Source organism: Pseudomonas sp. URIL14HWK12:I12 (genome assembly GCF_003097135.1).
Lineage (GTDB): Bacteria > Pseudomonadota > Gammaproteobacteria > Pseudomonadales > Pseudomonadaceae > Aquipseudomonas.
This window is the reverse complement of record NZ_QEQL01000009.1, coordinates 13,482-28,835: the sequence shown is the minus strand read 5'-3', so window position 1 is coordinate 28,835 and position 15,354 is coordinate 13,482. Positions and strand designations below refer to the sequence as shown.

The window sequence follows — 15,354 nt, the reverse complement described above, 5'->3', positions numbered from 1 at the left end:
AAATACTCTGGAAACGAAGAGGCCACTATCGTGACGCCCATGATGATCACCCTGCTCATCGCCGCAGGCATCGCATCGCTGATCGCGATCGGTTTTCTGAACAATATGGTCGAGGCCAACAAGGTGGCGCGGACCCGGGAGAAGTTCGAGCTCGCCGATCGCCTGCGCCGCTGCGCCGAGATCAGCGAAACCTTCCCAGGCCAGCTGATCACACCCGAAGTGAAGCTGATGCTCTATCGGATCGAGCTGCACATGAGCAAGAAGCTGCTCCCGCTGGACAAAGCCAACGCCGCGCTCAAAGAGCGCATCCCGGAGCTCGAAGCGTTGGTGGCTCAAGGCGACCAATTGCAGGTGAGCAACCCACCTAGCCCTATACAGACCGAAGAACGCGCCAAGGAAGTGAGCTACCAGCTCGAGATCATGCACCATCAGGTGATCCGGGCGACCCAGGACGGCCTGTTTGCCGCAGGCGAGTCACGCCACTGGGTCAATCAGATCCGCCACATCCTGGTGCTGCTGCACATCGAGTTTTTCAACAACCTCGGGCAGCAGGCCTTCCAGGCGGGCGAACCGGGGCATGCACGGCTGGCCTTCGAGCGCGGCGTGCAATACCTGAAGAAACAACCCGAACCTTCGGTCTACTCCGAGCAGCTGCGTTACCTCGAAAAACTGCTGGCCCGTGCCAATGACATGGTGATGAACGACATCAAGCACCACGTCAATGAATCCAGTGAGCTGACCCAAGGCCTCGATGAGGAGAGTGCCAAGGAAGAGGCCCAGTGGAAGAAACGCGCGATCTACGATTGATCAGAAGCGCTCGGTCAACCGCAGAAAGATCGCGACCAAGGCCTCGATACCGCGCTGGTCGCTTTCACTGAAGCGGCCCGCCAGCGGGCTATCCAGGTCCAGCACACCCCACAGCTGGCCGTCCTTGACCAGTGGCACCACCAGTTCGCTGTTCGAGGCGCTGTCGCAGGCGATATGCCCGGGGAAAGCGTGAACATCTTCCACACGCTGCGTTTGCAACGTAGCCGCAGCAGCGCCGCACACGCCCCTTCCAAATGGGATACGCACGCATGCCACCTTGCCTTGGAAGGGCCCGAGCACCAGCGTTTGTTCCCGGTTCAGGTAAAACCCGGCCCAGTTCAGGTCCGGTACCTCGCTGTAAAGAAACGCTGAAAACTGCGCAGCGTTGGCCACGAAGTCGCGCTCATCGGCCAGCAGGGCCTTCAGTTGGGCGCACAGCAGCGAATAGCCTTCAAGGCCTTCGCCGGCGGCATTCAGATCGATCATCAAGGGTTCTCCAGCAGTTTCAGGCCCACCCAGTGGCGGGCGAATTGATAGGCGCAGCGGCCATTGCGGTTGCCGCGGCTGGTCGCCCAGCGTACCGCGTGCTTTTCCAGCTCATCGTCACGCTGCCAGGCCAGGCCGGCCTTGGGGGCGAGCACGCCAATCCAATGGCAGGCAACATCGAGGTAATGTTGCTGGCTGAAGGGGTAGAACGACAACCACAGGCCGAAGCGGTCCGACAGTGCGATCTTGTCCTCGACCGCTTCACTGGGATGTAGCTCGCCCTCGATCGTCTTCCAGCGTTCGTTATCGCTCTGATGTTCTGGCACCAGATGGCGCCGATTGGACGTTGCATACAGCAGCACGTTATCGGGCGCCTGTTCCAGGGAGCCGTCGAGTACGGTCTTGAGGATGCGGTAATCGCCCTCCCCGGCCTCGAACGAGAGGTCATCGCAAAACAGCACGAAGCGCTGAGGCAGGCCCTGTAATTGCTCGACCACCCGCGGCAGGTCGGCCAGGTAGTCGCGCTCGATTTCGATCAGCCGCAGCCCTCGGCCAGCGTATTCGGCGAGCAGCGCACGAACCAACGACGACTTGCCTGTGCCCCGTGCGCCCCACATCAAGGCATGGTTGGCCGGCAGCCCATCGAGGAACTGGCGTGTATTACGCGCCAACTGATCGCGCTGGCGGTCCACGCCGAGCAGGTCGGCCAGCCGCATGTCGAGTTGGGCGTTGAGCGGGGCCAGAAACCCGCCTCGCCCGTCACGCTGCCAACGGGCGGCCACGGTGTGATTCCAGTCAATGGCCGGGCGGGGTATCGGCAACAACGGCTCCAACCGCACCAGCACGGCTTCGGCGCGGTCGATAAATGCCGATAAACGAGGATCCATCGCTTCACCTCCAGGCGTGAAGGGAGTAAAAGAGGCGCTCAGGGCAGGCGCGGCGTGAACGCGCCCTACAGGCAGAGGTCGATAATCAAAGCCCCACAGGCGTTGCCAAGGGTGGCGACACCATAAACCTCAGGGACACGGCGCAGTACCCATGGACATCCAGTTCACCCAGCGTTTGTCGTATAAACAGGCTCGAATGACCGTAGTAGTGGGCCTGGTGATTGGCACGCTGCTCAGCTTTGCGCAAATTGCGCTGGATTATGCCAGTGTCAACGAAGCCATCAAACGTCAGATGAACTCCTTGCTGGAAGTGGCGCACAATCCGGCCTCGCGCATTGCCTACAACATCGACAGCGAACTGGCAGAGGAACTCACCCGCGGGTTGTTGCGCTCGGAGTCGGTGGTGGGCGTGAGCCTGATCGACAACGACAATCAAGTGCTGGCCAATGTCGATCGCCCACGCCCACCCAGCCGCTACCGCTTGCTCACCGATGCACTGTTCGGCACCAATATCATCTACACCGACCGGTTGTTCCTGAACCACATGGAGAAGGAAACCCTTGGCACGCTCAACCTGCGCATCGACACTGCCACCATCGGCGACCGTTTTCTCGAGCGGGCCGGGGTTACGCTGCTCAGCGGCTTCCTGCGCTCCGCATTGCTCACCGCCCTACTACTCGTATTGTTCTACGCGATGCTGACCAAGCCGCTGGTGCGGGTCATTCGTAACCTCGCAGACAGCGACCCGCACTCGGCCAAGCCCAACCGGGTGGTATGCCCGCCCGGCCATGAGGACGACGAAATCGGCGTGCTGGTCAAAGTGACCAATCAGCAGTTCGTGAGCATGGCTATGGAAATCCAACAGCGCCGCGCCGCTGAAAACCGCCTGACCGAATACCTGGGCGAGCTCGAAAACATCGTTTCGGCCCGCACCACTGAACTCAAGGCCAGCAATGTGCGCTTGAGCCAGTCCAACGAAGAGCTTGAGCTGGCGCGGCGTACAGCCATGGACATGGCCCAGGCCCGTGCAGCGTTCCTGGCCAATATGAGCCACGAGATCCGCACCCCGCTCAATGGCCTGCTGGGCATGATCGCCCTGGCCCTCGATAGCCCGTTGGCCGGCGAGCAACGCCAGCAACTGTCGATCGCGCACGATTCTGGCAAGGTGCTGGTGGAGCTGCTCAACGATATTCTCGACCTCTCGAAGTTCGACGCCGGCCAGCTCGAACTGGAGCGCATCCCCTTCGACCTCGGTGCACTGGTTGAAGACACCGCCAGCCTGCTGTCGCAGAACGCGGCGCCCAATGTGGAGCTGACCTGCCTGATCGCGCCCAATTTCCCTCATCTGGTGCTGGGCGACCCCACCCGGGTACGCCAGATCGTCAGCAACCTGCTGTCCAACGCCCTCAAGTTCACGCGCTTCGGCCGTGTCGACGTCCGCTTGCGGGCAGCGGTCAGCGGCGTGACGATCGAGGTGCGAGACACCGGCATCGGCATCCCAAAAGAAGCGCAGGCCAAGATCTTCAAGCCTTTTACGCAGGCAGCCGCCGGCATTACCCGGCAATTCGGCGGGACCGGGCTGGGCCTGGCACTCACCCACAATCTCTGTGAAGCAATGCAGGGCAAGCTGTCGATCAGTTCCGAGCCGGGGTTCGGCAGCCAGTTCACCGCAGAGTTGCCCTTGGCTACCCATACACCCGCGCCGCTATTGCCGGTCCTCAAAGGTCGCATCATTGGGTTGAGCTCGGCCAACAGCGGGCTTGCCGAGTTGCTCGAAAACCTGCTACCCGGCTGGGGGCTTGACTACCAGCGGCGCGACCCGGACGCCACAGGCCAGCCATTAGTGGCCGATCTGTTGATCACCGACTCGCCCGAATGCCTCTACCGGCTGCGCCCGACCAGCCAGGCCCCGATCCTGCTGGTAACTGCCTACGGTAATTTTCTGCCCAGCGACCAGGCAACGCACCTTGCGCCGTTGCAGCAGATGGCAAGGCCGCTCTCGCGCGAAGCGCTGCGCCAGGTACTGCGACGCACGCTGCACCACGAAGATTTCCCCAGCCATGAGCCTGTCGGGCAAGAGCGCAATAAAGAGCGCCGTGCGCGTATTCTGCTGGTGGAAGACAACCCGGTGAATCAATTGGTCGCCCGCGGGATGCTGGCCAAGCTTGGCTGTGATGTGACGGTCGCTACCCAAGGCGCCGAAGCATTGATCGAGCTTGAGAATGGCAACTTCGACTTGGTATTGATGGACTGCAACATGCCTGTGATGGATGGCTATGAGGCTACCCGACGCATCCGCCAGAGCGGCCGCTGGCCCGACCTGCCGATCGTCGCGCTGACCGCCAATGCCATGCCCGAGGAGCGCGATCGATGCCGCGCAGCGGGCATGAACGACTACCTGGCCAAGCCGTTTCGCCGCGAGGAGCTGGTGGCGATGATCGACCAGTGGGTGCCTGGCGCCTGATCAACCCAACAGGCGGGCAAGCTCCCCTTCGAGTTTGTCTGGTTTGGTGAAGGGCGCAAAACGCTGGACCTGGCCTGACCGGGTGTCGATCAAGAACTTGGTGAAATTCCATTTGATGCGCTGGCTGCCCATCAGGCCTGGGGCCGCGGCCTTGAGCTCGGCGAACAAACGGTGAGCATGGTCGCCATTGACCTCGACCTTGCGGCACAGCGGGAAACTCACCCCGAAGCTTGTGTCGCAGAATTGCGCGATCTGCCGATCATCGGCAGGTTCCTGATGGCCGAACTGGTTGCACGGGAAGCCGATCACCAGCAAGCCTTTGCCCTTCCATTGCTGCCATAGATGCTCCAGCCCCTTGTATTGCGGCGTGAACCCGCATTGGCTGGCGGTGTTGACCACCAGTACCGCACGGGCGCCGAAGTCGGCCAGGGTCTTGCGCTCGCCGTTCATCAGGATGCACGGTACATCCATGAATGCCTTGCTCATGCCTGCGCCTCGCGCGGCACCAGGTTCAGGCACACCGAGTTGATGCAGTACCGCAAGCCAGTAGGCGCCGGGCCATCCGGAAACACGTGGCCCAGGTGCGCATCACAGCTGGCGCAGCGTACCTCGGTGCGGATCATGCCGTGAGTGGTATCACGCAACTCGATCATCGCGTTGTCTTCGATCGGCGCGTAGAAACTCGGCCAGCCGCAGCCGGAGTCGAACTTGGTAGTGGAATCGAACAACGGCGCATCGCAGCAGATGCAGTGGTACACGCCCGCGGTCTTGGTTTCGTTGTATTTGCCGGTAAAGGGGCGCTCCGTGCCGGCCAACCGGCATACCCGGTATTGCTCGGGGTCGAGCTGCTCGCGCCATTGTTCGGGGGTCTTGTCTATCTTGGGCATTGGCTACACCTTTGCAGTGGAAAAACCATCCACTGTGTCTTTTCGCGAAATCGGCCGGCACGTATCATTGCGCCGCAACAGTGCATCAGTCTGTCACTCGCGCCGGGGCGGTTCAAACCTCTTTGTGCGGCGCCCCTGCCTCTCCCAGGATCCGATCATGCAGTTCAGCAAATCGAACAAGCTCGCCAACGTCTGCTACGACATCCGCGGCCCGGTGCTCAAGCACGCCAAGCGGCTGGAGGAGGAAGGCCATCGCATTCTCAAGCTGAACATCGGCAACCCTGCACCCTTCGGCTTCGAAGCCCCTGAAGAAATCCTTCAGGACGTGATCCGCAACCTGCCGACTGCCCAAGGCTACAGCGACTCCAAAGGCCTGTTCAGCGCGCGCAAGGCGGTGATGCAATATTGCCAGCAGAAAGAGATCGCCGGCGTCGGTATAGAAGACATCTACTTGGGCAATGGGGTTTCCGAGCTGATCGTGATGTCGCTTCAGGCATTGCTCAACAATGGCGACGAAGTGTTGATCCCGGCGCCGGACTACCCGCTATGGACGGCTTCGGTCAGCCTGGCCGGCGGCAACGCCGTACACTACCTCTGCGACGAACAGGCCGGCTGGGCGCCAGACCTTGCCGACATCAAGGCCAAGATCACGCCTAACACCAAGGCCATGGTGCTGATCAACCCCAACAACCCAACGGGCGCGGTCTACCCCCGTGAGGTGCTGCTGGGCATGCTTGAAATTGCCCGCCAGCACAACCTGGTGGTGTTCTCCGACGAAATCTACGACAAGATTCTCTATGACGATGCCGTGCACATCAGCACCGCCTCGCTGGCCCCTGACCTGCTCTGCCTGACCTTCAACGGGCTGTCGAAATCTTACCGAGTGGCGGGCTTTCGCTCCGGCTGGCTGGTGATTTCCGGGCCCAAGCACCAGGCGCACAGCTACATTGAAGGCCTGGACATCCTCGCTAACATGCGGCTATGCGCTAACGTACCGGCGCAGCATGCCATCCAGACCGCGCTGGGCGGCTATCAAAGCATCAATGACCTGGTACTGCCCCCAGGCCGTTTGCTCGAGCAACGCAACCGTGCCTGGGAACTGCTCAACGACATCCCTGGCGTGTCGTGCGTCAAGCCCATGGGCGCGCTCTATGCCTTCCCGCGCATCGACCCGAAAGTTTGCCCGATCGCCAACGACGAGAAATTCGTGCTTGACCTGCTGCTGTCGGAAAAGCTGCTGGTGGTGCAGGGCACCGCGTTCAACTGGCCATGGCCAGACCACTTCCGAGTGGTCACCCTGCCACGGGTCGATGACCTGGAGCAGGCGATCCGACGTATCGGCGGGTTCCTCGGTAACTATCGGCAATAATTGCTTACGGGGCCCTAATGAACGGGGCCCGCTTGTCGCGGTCAAGGTGTGCAAGGCGCCGGCGTGTTGCAGGGCATTTCTGGGACATAGTTTGAAATAGTACCTAGGTTGAATCGGCCGGCGGCTCGCCTTATATACGCCACTACGCTAAGCACCTTTCCGTCTGGAGTACCTGTTCACCATGATGCGCATCCTGCTGTTCGTCGCCACCAACCTTGCGGTGGTGTTGATCGCCAGCATCACTCTGAGCCTGCTCGGCATCAACGGCTACATGGCCCGCCAGGGTATGGGCCTGAACCTCAACCAACTGCTCGTGTTCTGCGCCGTGTTCGGCTTTGCAGGCTCCCTGGTGTCGCTGTTCATTTCCAAATGGATGGCCAAAATGAGCACCGGCACTCAGATCATCACCCAGCCTCGCACACACCATGAGCAGTGGTTGCTCAGCACAGTCGAAGAGCTGGCCCGCGAAGCGGGCATCCGCACTCCGGAAGTAGGTATCTTCCCTGCCTACGAATCCAATGCCTTCGCCACCGGCTGGAACCGCAACGATGCCCTCGTGGCGGTGAGCCAGGGTTTGCTGGAGCGGTTTTCCCGCGATGAAGTGCGTGCCGTGCTTGCCCACGAGATCGGCCACGTGGCCAACGGTGACATGGTTACGCTGGCGCTGGTGCAGGGGGTCGTCAACACTTTCGTCATGTTCTTCGCGCGGATCATCGGCAACTTCGTCGACCGGGTGATCCTGCGCAACGAACAAGGCCATGGCATTGGCTATATCGTGGCTACCATCTTCGCCGAGCTGGTGCTGGGCATTCTGGCCAGCATCATCACCATGTGGTTCTCGCGCCGCCGGGAATTCCGTGCAGACGAAGCAGGCGCCCAACTCGCTGGCACCGGTGCAATGATCAGCGCCCTCCAGCGCCTGCGTGCCGAGCAAGGTGTGCCGGTGCAGATGCCTGATAGCCTGCAGGCCTTCGGTATCAATGGCGGCCTCAAGCAGGGCCTTGCGGGCCTGCTGATGAGCCACCCGCCGTTGGAAGAACGGATCGAGGCGCTGCGCCGCCGCGGTTGAGCCTATCAAGGGCAGCGAAAGCTGCCCTTTTTCGTTGCCTCACCCGCCGGCGGGCTGAATCAACGTTTGCAAAGCCAATAGGTGGTTTCATCCAGGTAAGCCAGGCCCGCATCGTGATAACGGGGCGAGGCCCCGGGCAGCGCATCCGAGCGGCCCATCTCTCGCACACTCAAGCGCTCGCCCAGCAGTTGCAGAATTTCGCTCTGGGGCGTGGCGAAAGGTGGGCCTTCGATCTGGCCCTGAATGAAGTCCAGGCCGATCAGCATGCCCAAGGCCCCGGCAGGCAGCAGCGTAGCCAATTGCTCGGCGTAAGCGGCGCGCATGGATGAAGGCAGTGCGATCAGCGCAGCGCGGTCGTAATAGGCCGTGCAGGGCCCAACCTGATCGGCGCTCAGGGCTAGAAAATCTCCTTGCCAGATAGTTACGGGGCCCGCCTCATACAGGCGATACTCCCCCTGCTGGCTCACGCGGGGCTCAAGCCCCTGCTCAGTGAAAAACGCCTCGACTGCCAGTGCCGAGAGCTCTGCACCAACGACTTCATAGCCCTGTGCGGCCAGCCAGGCCATGTCCACACTCTTGCCACACAGCGGGACCAGCACCCGCGCTCCTGCCGGCACCCATTCGCACCACCAGGTTTGCAATGAGGGGTTGGGAACCTCGCGGTGAAACGAAATCTGCTGGCGCTGCCAGCGGTCGTGCCAAAAGCTCGCGTCCATGAATACCTCAGCTTTATCGATCATCAGCCTCAAAAAATACCGTTGGAACCGCAGGGTTCGCCTGGCACAAGATGCCACTATCTTAATCTTCATGGAGGGCCAGTGATGCTGCCCAGCCTCTTCATTTCCCACGGCTCACCGATGCTGGCGCTGGAGCCAGGGGCCAGTGGCCCGGCGCTGGCGCGCCTGGCGGCCGAATTGCCCAGGCCAAAGGCGATTGTGCTGATGTCGGCCCACTGGGAAAGCCGAGACCTGCGCGTGACAGGTGCTTCAAACCCCGCGACCTGGCATGACTTCGGCGGTTTCCCCCCGGCGTTGTTTGCCGTGCAATACCCCGCGCCGGGTTCCCCTGCATTGGCTCAGGAGGTCGCCGCTTTGCTCAACGCTGCTGGCCTGCCGGCGCAGTTGGATGCCGAACGCCCTTTCGACCACGGAGCATGGGTGCCTATGAGCCTGATGTATCCGCAGGCAGATATTCCTCTGGTGCAGGTCTCGCTGCCCAGTGCCGGTGGCCCACGTTTGCAACAGCTCATCGGGCGGGCCCTGGCGAGCCTGCGTGAGCAGGGCATCCTGCTGGTGGGCTCTGGCAGCATCACTCACAACCTGCGCGAGCTGGACTGGCACGCCCAGGGCGACAGCGCCACAGCCTGGGCGCAAGCCTTTCGAGACTGGGTGGTGGAGCGCCTGGCCGAGGAAGATGAGGCCGCATTGCTGGATTACCGGCAGCGGGCGCCCTTTGCCGCGCGCAACCACCCTACCGATGAACACCTGCTGCCACTCTACTTCGCCCGGGGTGCCGGTGGCACGTTTGGCCTGGCCCATAGCGGCTTTACCCTGGGTGCTCTAGGGATGGATATCTACCGGTTCGGCTGAGCAATGTGCAGGCATGAAAAAACCGCCGCCCGGTCACCCAGGCGGCGGTTTTTCATTGCTTCAGGCTTCGCTAGCTACCGTGGCTGGCCAGCGTGCCGGGCGACGTAACGGAGCCTGAAAGCGCCTGTCGCGCGGCAACCCGCCCTTTCGCGGTGGCCGCGGCTCAGTCTTCCCGATAGCGGCGCAATTTGAGTTGCTTGCCGGCCACGCGGGTGTCTTTGAGCTTGGCCAACAGGCGGTCCAGGCCGTCTTCGGGCAGCTCGACCAGGCTGAAGGTCTCGCGGATCTGGATACGGCCGATTGCGTCGCGCGCCAGGCCACCTTCGTTGAGGATGGCACCCAGCAGGTTCTTGGCGGCGATGCCATCACGGGCACCCAGTGCGGTACGGCAGCGTGCACGGCCTTCGCCCAGCGGCATCGGTGCGCGGCGCTCAGGACGGTCACCGGTGAAGCTGCGCTCGGAGCGCTCACCACGCTCGCGCGGTGCACCATTGGGCACCAGGGGCTGCTCGCGCTCAACGCTGGCCAGGTCCAGCGCTTGACCATTGGTGGCCTTGCGCAGCAGGGCCGCGGCCAAGGCGCGCGGGTTGCAGCCGATGTCGGCCGACAGGCGATCGAACAGCTCGCCGTGAGTGGTTTCGGCATCGGCCACCAGCGGCTTGAGGCTGTTGGTGAGCTTCTTGATGCGTGCGTCGAGCACGGCCTGAGGCGCCGGCATGCGCACTTCGCTGACCTTCTGCCCGGTCACACGCTCGATCACCTGCAGCATGCGGCGCTCGCGCGGGGTGACCAGCAGCAGCGCGCGGCCTTCGCGGCCGGCACGGCCGGTACGGCCGATACGGTGCACGTAAGACTCCGGGTCGTACGGCATGTCGACGTTGAACACGTGAGTGATGCGCGGTACGTCCAGGCCACGGGCGGCGACGTCGGTAGCGACGACGATGTCCAGGCGGCCATCCTTGAGCGAATCGATAACGCGCTCACGCTGGTTCTGGGCGATGTCGCCGTTGAGCGCGGCGGCCTTGTAGCCTTTCGCTTCAAGGGCACTGGCCAGGTCGAGGGTCGCCTGCTTGGTACGCACGAAGGCGATCAGGGCGTCGAACTCCTCGACCTCCAGCAGGCGCAGCACCGCTGCCACCTTCTGGTCAGCGTGCACCAGCATATAGGCTTGCTCAATGGCAGCTACGGTCTGGGTTTTGCTCTGGATCTTGACGTGCTTGGGCTCTTTGAGATGGCGCTCGGCGATCGCGCGGATCGACGGCGGCAGCGTGGCGGAGAACAGCACGGTCTGGCGCGACTCGGGCATGGCGTTGAAGATGACTTCAAGGTCGTCCATGAAGCCAAGCTTGAGCATTTCGTCGGCTTCGTCGAGCACCAGGTGGTTGACGGTAGCCAGCACTTTCTCGTCGCGGCGCAGGTGATCGCACAGGCGGCCGGGGGTGGCGACGATGATCTGCGCGCCCTGGCGCAGGGCCTTGATTTGCGGGCCCATGGGGGCACCACCGTAGACAGCGACGACATTCACGCCGGGCATCTGCTTGGCATAGGTTTCGAACGCGGTGGCCACTTGAAGGGCCAGCTCGCGGGTTGGAGCGAGGATCAGGGCTTGCGGCTCGCGCTTGCTCACATCGATCTTGTGCAGCACCGGCAGTGCGAATGCGGCGGTTTTGCCGGTGCCGGTTTGTGCCTGGCCGATCAGGTCGTGGCCAGCAAGGATGAGCGGAATCGACTGCTGCTGGATCGCGGAAGGCTCTTCATAGCCTGTGGCGATAACTGCGGCAACGATGCTCGGGTGAAGATCGAGAGCGGCGAAACCGCCGGTTTCCTGGGTCATGGGACTGCCTCATAGGTGCATCCGCAAAGACCCATGCTCCGAAACTGCGCATGCCATGTTGTGACTGGTTAGAGTCGCCCTGGCAGTTCCGGCGGCGGGGATTTGCGAAAACGATTGTGATGTGGGGGGTGAATCGTCAAGGAGAGCCCGGCAAGGCGGGCGTCCAGCCGAAGGGACCTTCGGGAGAAAACGCAACTTAACGCGGCCCCTTCCAGAGCCGGCGCGCATCATACCTCAAAAGCCAGTGCCTGGTGAGTGTTTTTTGTCAGATCACGCCTATTGGCTGAACGGTTTCAGGTGGCGGCGCGCAGGGCTCCGATCAGTGCATCCAGGCGGTAGCCCAGGCGCGGTGCCAGAGCCTCGGCGCGGGCCACTAGGCCTTGCATGTCCAGGTGCTGGTCAAGGCTGGCCGGCACCAGCAGGATCACATTGCCCTCCTTCACCGGCAGCTCCCAGTAATGCCGATGGTAGAGCCCTCGCAGCAGCGCGGCGCCCAACGGCTTACCCGTATCGTCGCCCCACTGGTTGATCACCAACCACCCGTCGGGATTGAGCCGCTGCTGGCAAGCTTCGAGAAACCCCCAGGCCAGATGCGCAGGGCCGGGGCCCTGGTCGGTGTAAAGGTCGACGAAGATCAGGTCGGCCGGCTCGGCGCTGGGCAGCAGTTCGCGAGCATCGCCCACTCGGATGTACAGCCTGGGGTCATCGACAAGGCCCATGTACTCCATCGCCAGGCGCGGCACGTCCGGGCGCAGCTCGATGCACTCGACATCTTCCAGTGGCAGGAACTTCAGGCACGCCTGGGTCAAGGTGCCGGCCCCCAGGCCCATGAACAGCGCGGTTTCCGGGGCCGGGTGGCACAACGCACCGATCAGCATGGCGCGGGTGTAGTCGTACTCAAGCCACGCCGGGTCGGCAGTGAACGTGCAGCTTTGCTCGATGGCTTCGCCAAACTCGAGGAAGCGGTAGTCGTCCACCTCCCAGACGCGGATCAGGCCGAAATCATCGCGGACTTCGGCAAGCATGCGCTCCTGGCGCGGGGAAGTGTCTGGCGGGCTGTGATCCACGGTGCGGTGCTCGGGCTCAAAGTGGCCATTGTCGCCAATGCCATGGGCCGGCGCCAGCAGTGCTATGATCGGCGCCCTCTTTTTGCCCGCCCCAAGAGCCCTGCCATGACCACACCCTGGACCCCCGACAGCTGGCGCCAACGGCCTATCGGCCAGCAGCCGGTCTACCCCGATGCCGCTCACCTGCACACAGTGGAGCAAAAGCTCGCTGCCATGCCGCCGCTGGTGTTCGCCGGCGAAGCCCGCGAACTGCGCCGCCAATTCGCTGAGGTCACGCAGGGCCGTGCCTTCCTTCTGCAAGGCGGTGACTGCGCCGAAAGTTTCGCCGAGTTTTCCGCCGCCAAGATCCGCGACACCTTCAAGGTGCTGCTGCAGATGGCGATCGTGATGACCTTCGCGGCCGGCTGCCCGGTGGTGAAAGTCGGGCGCATGGCCGGCCAGTTCGCCAAGCCGCGCTCGTCCGGGGATGAAACCCTCAATGGCATCACCCTGCCCGCTTACCGGGGCGATATCGTCAATGGCATCGGCTTCGACGAGAAAAGCCGCACCCCCGACCCCGAGCGGTTGATGCAGGCCTACCACCAGGCCACCGCCAGCCTGAACCTGCTGCGCGCCTTCGCCCAGGGCGGCTTCGCCGACCTGCACCAGGTGCACCGCTGGAACCTGGACTTCATCGCGGGCTCTGCCCTGGCTGAGAAATACCACCGCCTCGCTGACCGTATCGACGAAACCCTGGCCTTCATGCGTGCAGTAGGCATGGAAAACGCACCGCAACTGCGCGAAACGAGCTTCTTCACCGCCCACGAAGCGCTGCTGCTCAACTTCGAAGAGGCGTTCGTGCGCCGCGACAGCCTCACCAACGATTGGTACGACTGCTCGGCCCACATGCTGTGGATCGGCGATCGCACCCGCCAGCTCGACGGCGCCCATGTCGAATTTCTGCGCGGGGTGAACAACCCGATCGGCGTCAAGGTAGGCCCGAGCATGGCCCCTGATGAGTTACTGCGGCTGATCGACGTGCTCAACCCCAGCAATGACCCAGGCCGCCTGAACCTGATCGCGCGCATGGGCGCAGGCAAGGTGGAAGCGCACCTGCCGGCGTTGATTCGAGCCGTGCAACGTGAAGGCCGCCAGGTGCTCTGGAGCAGCGACCCGATGCACGGCAATACCATCAAAGCCAGCAGCGGCTACAAAACGCGCGATTTTGCGCAGATCCTTGACGAAGTGAACGCGTTCTTCCAGGTGCACCGGGCCGAGGGCAGTTACCCTGGCGGTATCCACATCGAAATGACCGGGCAGAACGTGACCGAATGCATCGGTGGGGCACGGCCGATCACCGAAGACGCACTCAGCGACCGCTATCACACTCATTGCGACCCGCGGATGAACGCCGACCAGTCGCTCGAGCTGGCGTTCATGATCGCCGAAACGCTCAAGCAAGCGGCTCGATAGCCAGCCCCAGCCACGTCGCCAGCCCCTGCAGTTGCTCATCGAGCGCCGCACGGGCCGGAGCGTCCAGGCCAATGCTTTCCTCGTGAACCGCCAACACCCGCAGCCGGCCAGTTGCACGGTCGGCGCGAAGGTCTACGCGGGCCTCGATCCGCTCCTGGTGCAGAAACGGCATCACGTAATAGCCATAGATGCGTTTGGCGGGCGGCACGTAGAATTCCAGGCGGTAGCGAAATTCGAACAAGCGCTCCACTCGCGAACGTTCCCACATCAGCGAGTCGAACGGCGAGAGCAAGGCGCTGGCCTGGACCTTGCGGGGCACCTTCAGGCCTGCCACGCACCAGGCCGGCTGCTTCCAGCCTTCGACCCGGCACGGCAGCAATGCGCCTTCTTCCACCAGCTCGGCTAGGCGCGCTTTGGCATCGGCCGGCACAAGACGAAAGTAATCGCGCAAATCTTTCTCGGTAGCCACCCCGAGCGCCTGGGCAGCGTGCAGCATCAGGGTGCGCTGGCCTTCGGCTTCGCTGGGCGTAGCCTGTGCCAGCACCGCGCCGGGCAGCACGCGCTCGGGCAGGTCATAGATGCGTTCAAAGCCGCGCCGGGTAGCGACACACAGCTCCCCAGCGGCGAACAGCCACTCGAACGCCTGTTTTTCCTCACTCCAATCCCACCAGGGGCCGGCCTTGCCTTCGCGGGTGTTGAGCGCCCCGGCAGGCAGCGCCCCCCGGCTGGCCACTTGGTCCAGCACACGGTCGAGCACCTCCCGGCGCTCCCTACCGAACCGTGCCAGGCCCTGGTAGATACCTTCGCCCCGGGCCGCGCATGCATGCCGCCAACGCAAGGCCGGTTGCAGGCTCAGCGGCAACAACGACGCTTCATGCCCCCAGGCCTCGAACAGCCGCTGCTGGCGCTTGGGGCCCCAGGCCAACGTGTCGAGCGTTTCGCGCGGGTAATGGCCCAGCCGCGAAAACAGCGGCAGATAATGCGAGCGCGCCACAGCGTTGACCGAGTCCAGTTGCAAAGCGCCCAAGCGTTGGATCATCGCTTGAAGGGCTCGGTTAGTAGCCCCGGTATCGGTTCCGGTCCCGGCGGCGCGGCTACCAAACCCTTGCGCAGCCAGGGCGACGCGGCGGGCCTGGCGATTCGAAAGCTCGATCATGGGGGGCGAGGCTCCAAGGCATGAAGGCCTCAACCATAGAACCCGCCCCTCACTTGCGCAACGGATCATCCCAGAAAGAACGTTCGCTTTCTTCCCAGATATCGGCCCGCGACAAGCCCAGATCCTTGAGCGCTGCGTCGCTCAGCGTGGCCAATTGCTGACGCTGGCGAAACAGCTCGTACCAACGCGTGGCAATGCGCCAAGGTGCTGCGCTCAGTTGCAAAAAGCCTCTCTGCTTGTTCATTACCGTGCTGCCCGCTCAGTGGGTATGGCGCCAGTGTCGGGGA

Annotated in this window: 14 protein-coding genes and 1 pseudogene; 6 read left to right on the top strand and 9 right to left on the bottom strand. The window is 62.9% G+C overall.

Annotated features, from left to right (window positions below; genetic code table 11):
• The first annotated feature begins 30 nt into the window (after positions 1 to 30).
• The gene (locus F474_RS21975; RefSeq protein WP_097089323.1) at positions 31 to 807 is read left to right on the top strand and encodes a hypothetical protein; all 777 of its coding nucleotides are present in this window, start codon (positions 31 to 33) and stop codon (positions 805 to 807) included.
• On the opposite strand, the gene F474_RS21970 is transcribed toward F474_RS21975, so the two are convergent.
• Positions 808 to 1,293, bottom strand: coding sequence for a GAF domain-containing protein (locus F474_RS21970; RefSeq protein ID WP_097089325.1), 486 nt, complete (start codon positions 1,291 to 1,293; stop codon positions 808 to 810). It abuts the gene before it with no gap.
• Positions 1,293 to 2,180 (bottom strand): ATP-binding protein, encoded by an 888-nt coding sequence (locus tag F474_RS21965; RefSeq protein ID WP_097089328.1) that lies wholly within the window; start codon positions 2,178 to 2,180, stop codon positions 1,293 to 1,295. The genes F474_RS21970 and F474_RS21965 overlap by 1 nt, the downstream gene beginning before the upstream one ends.
• A gap of 151 nt (positions 2,181 to 2,331) precedes the next feature.
• Between F474_RS21965 and F474_RS21960 the strand changes: the two genes are divergently transcribed.
• Entirely contained in the window at positions 2,332 to 4,644 is a 2,313-nt protein-coding gene (locus tag F474_RS21960) for an ATP-binding protein (RefSeq protein WP_097089331.1), read from the top strand.
• On the opposite strand, the gene F474_RS21955 is transcribed toward F474_RS21960, so the two are convergent.
• The gene (locus tag F474_RS21955; protein ID WP_097089333.1) at positions 4,645 to 5,130 is read right to left on the bottom strand and encodes a glutathione peroxidase; all 486 of its coding nucleotides are present in this window, start codon (positions 5,128 to 5,130) and stop codon (positions 4,645 to 4,647) included.
• The gene (gene msrB / locus F474_RS21950; RefSeq protein ID WP_097089335.1) at positions 5,127 to 5,531 is read right to left on the bottom strand and encodes a peptide-methionine (R)-S-oxide reductase MsrB; all 405 of its coding nucleotides are present in this window, start codon (positions 5,529 to 5,531) and stop codon (positions 5,127 to 5,129) included. Before msrB ends, F474_RS21955 begins: the two co-directional genes overlap by 4 nt.
• A 157-nt stretch (positions 5,532 to 5,688) precedes the next feature.
• On the opposite strand from msrB, the gene F474_RS21945 reads away from it, so the two are divergent.
• Both F474_RS21945 and htpX read left to right on the top strand, forming a co-directional pair.
• Complete coding sequence (locus F474_RS21945; RefSeq protein ID WP_097089337.1) at positions 5,689 to 6,900, top strand: pyridoxal phosphate-dependent aminotransferase; 1,212 nt, start codon at positions 5,689 to 5,691, stop codon at positions 6,898 to 6,900.
• Between the two features lie 181 nt (positions 6,901 to 7,081).
• Positions 7,082 to 7,969, top strand: a complete 888-nt coding sequence (htpX, locus tag F474_RS21940; RefSeq protein WP_097089340.1) for a protease HtpX — start codon at positions 7,082 to 7,084, stop codon at positions 7,967 to 7,969.
• Between the two features lie 59 nt (positions 7,970 to 8,028).
• On the opposite strand, the gene F474_RS21935 is transcribed toward htpX, so the two are convergent.
• Positions 8,029 to 8,685, bottom strand: coding sequence for a thiopurine S-methyltransferase (locus tag F474_RS21935; RefSeq protein ID WP_097089383.1), 657 nt, complete (start codon positions 8,683 to 8,685; stop codon positions 8,029 to 8,031).
• Positions 8,686 to 8,790: 105 nt separating this feature from the next.
• On the opposite strand from F474_RS21935, the gene F474_RS21930 reads away from it, so the two are divergent.
• Complete coding sequence (locus F474_RS21930) at positions 8,791 to 9,558, top strand: class III extradiol ring-cleavage dioxygenase (RefSeq protein ID WP_097089342.1); 768 nt, start codon at positions 8,791 to 8,793, stop codon at positions 9,556 to 9,558.
• A gap of 163 nt (positions 9,559 to 9,721) precedes the next feature.
• Here the strand turns inward: F474_RS21930 and F474_RS21925 are convergent.
• Positions 9,722 to 11,427: pseudogene (locus F474_RS21925) on the bottom strand (DEAD/DEAH box helicase).
• A gap of 258 nt (positions 11,428 to 11,685) precedes the next feature.
• Positions 11,686 to 12,417: a spermidine synthase gene (locus F474_RS21920; protein WP_097089346.1), complete on the bottom strand. Its 732-nt coding sequence runs from the start codon at positions 12,415 to 12,417 to the stop codon at positions 11,686 to 11,688.
• Positions 12,418 to 12,564: 147 nt separating this feature from the next.
• Between F474_RS21920 and F474_RS21915 the strand changes: the two genes are divergently transcribed.
• Complete coding sequence (locus F474_RS21915) at positions 12,565 to 13,911, top strand: class II 3-deoxy-7-phosphoheptulonate synthase (RefSeq protein ID WP_097089385.1); 1,347 nt, start codon at positions 12,565 to 12,567, stop codon at positions 13,909 to 13,911.
• Here the strand turns inward: F474_RS21915 and F474_RS21910 are convergent.
• Together F474_RS21910 and F474_RS21905 are read right to left on the bottom strand one after the other, a co-directional pair.
• Positions 13,892 to 15,067, bottom strand: a complete 1,176-nt coding sequence (locus tag F474_RS21910; RefSeq protein ID WP_097089348.1) for a winged helix-turn-helix domain-containing protein — start codon at positions 15,065 to 15,067, stop codon at positions 13,892 to 13,894. The genes F474_RS21915 and F474_RS21910 overlap by 20 nt on opposite strands.
• 49 nt (positions 15,068 to 15,116) lie before the next feature.
• Entirely contained in the window at positions 15,117 to 15,311 is a 195-nt protein-coding gene (locus F474_RS21905; protein WP_097089350.1) for a DUF1127 domain-containing protein, read from the bottom strand.
• Between the last annotated feature and the right edge of the window lie 43 nt (positions 15,312 to 15,354).

Excerpts from the sequence above, each read along its gene's own strand:
- F474_RS21905 (WP_097089350.1), bottom strand. The coding sequence starts at position 15,311 with ATGAACAAGCAGAGAGGCTTTTTGCAACTGAGCGCAGCACCTTGGCGC.
- F474_RS21935 (WP_097089383.1), bottom strand. The coding sequence starts at position 8,685 with ATGGACGCGAGCTTTTGGCACGACCGCTGGCAGCGCCAGCAGATTTCG.
- F474_RS21910 (WP_097089348.1), bottom strand. The coding sequence starts at position 15,067 with ATGATCGAGCTTTCGAATCGCCAGGCCCGCCGCGTCGCCCTGGCTGCG.
- F474_RS21920 (WP_097089346.1), bottom strand. The coding sequence starts at position 12,417 with ATGCTTGCCGAAGTCCGCGATGATTTCGGCCTGATCCGCGTCTGGGAG.
- F474_RS21930 (WP_097089342.1), top strand. The coding sequence starts at position 8,791 with ATGCTGCCCAGCCTCTTCATTTCCCACGGCTCACCGATGCTGGCGCTG.
- F474_RS21965 (WP_097089328.1), bottom strand. The coding sequence starts at position 2,180 with ATGGATCCTCGTTTATCGGCATTTATCGACCGCGCCGAAGCCGTGCTG.
- F474_RS21955 (WP_097089333.1), bottom strand. The coding sequence starts at position 5,130 with ATGAGCAAGGCATTCATGGATGTACCGTGCATCCTGATGAACGGCGAG.
- F474_RS21945 (WP_097089337.1), top strand. The coding sequence starts at position 5,689 with ATGCAGTTCAGCAAATCGAACAAGCTCGCCAACGTCTGCTACGACATC.
- F474_RS21960 (WP_097089331.1), top strand. The coding sequence starts at position 2,332 with ATGGACATCCAGTTCACCCAGCGTTTGTCGTATAAACAGGCTCGAATG.
- msrB (WP_097089335.1), bottom strand. The coding sequence starts at position 5,531 with ATGCCCAAGATAGACAAGACCCCCGAACAATGGCGCGAGCAGCTCGAC.
- htpX (WP_097089340.1), top strand. The coding sequence starts at position 7,082 with ATGATGCGCATCCTGCTGTTCGTCGCCACCAACCTTGCGGTGGTGTTG.
- F474_RS21970 (WP_097089325.1), bottom strand. The coding sequence starts at position 1,293 with ATGATCGATCTGAATGCCGCCGGCGAAGGCCTTGAAGGCTATTCGCTG.
- F474_RS21915 (WP_097089385.1), top strand. The coding sequence starts at position 12,565 with ATGACCACACCCTGGACCCCCGACAGCTGGCGCCAACGGCCTATCGGC.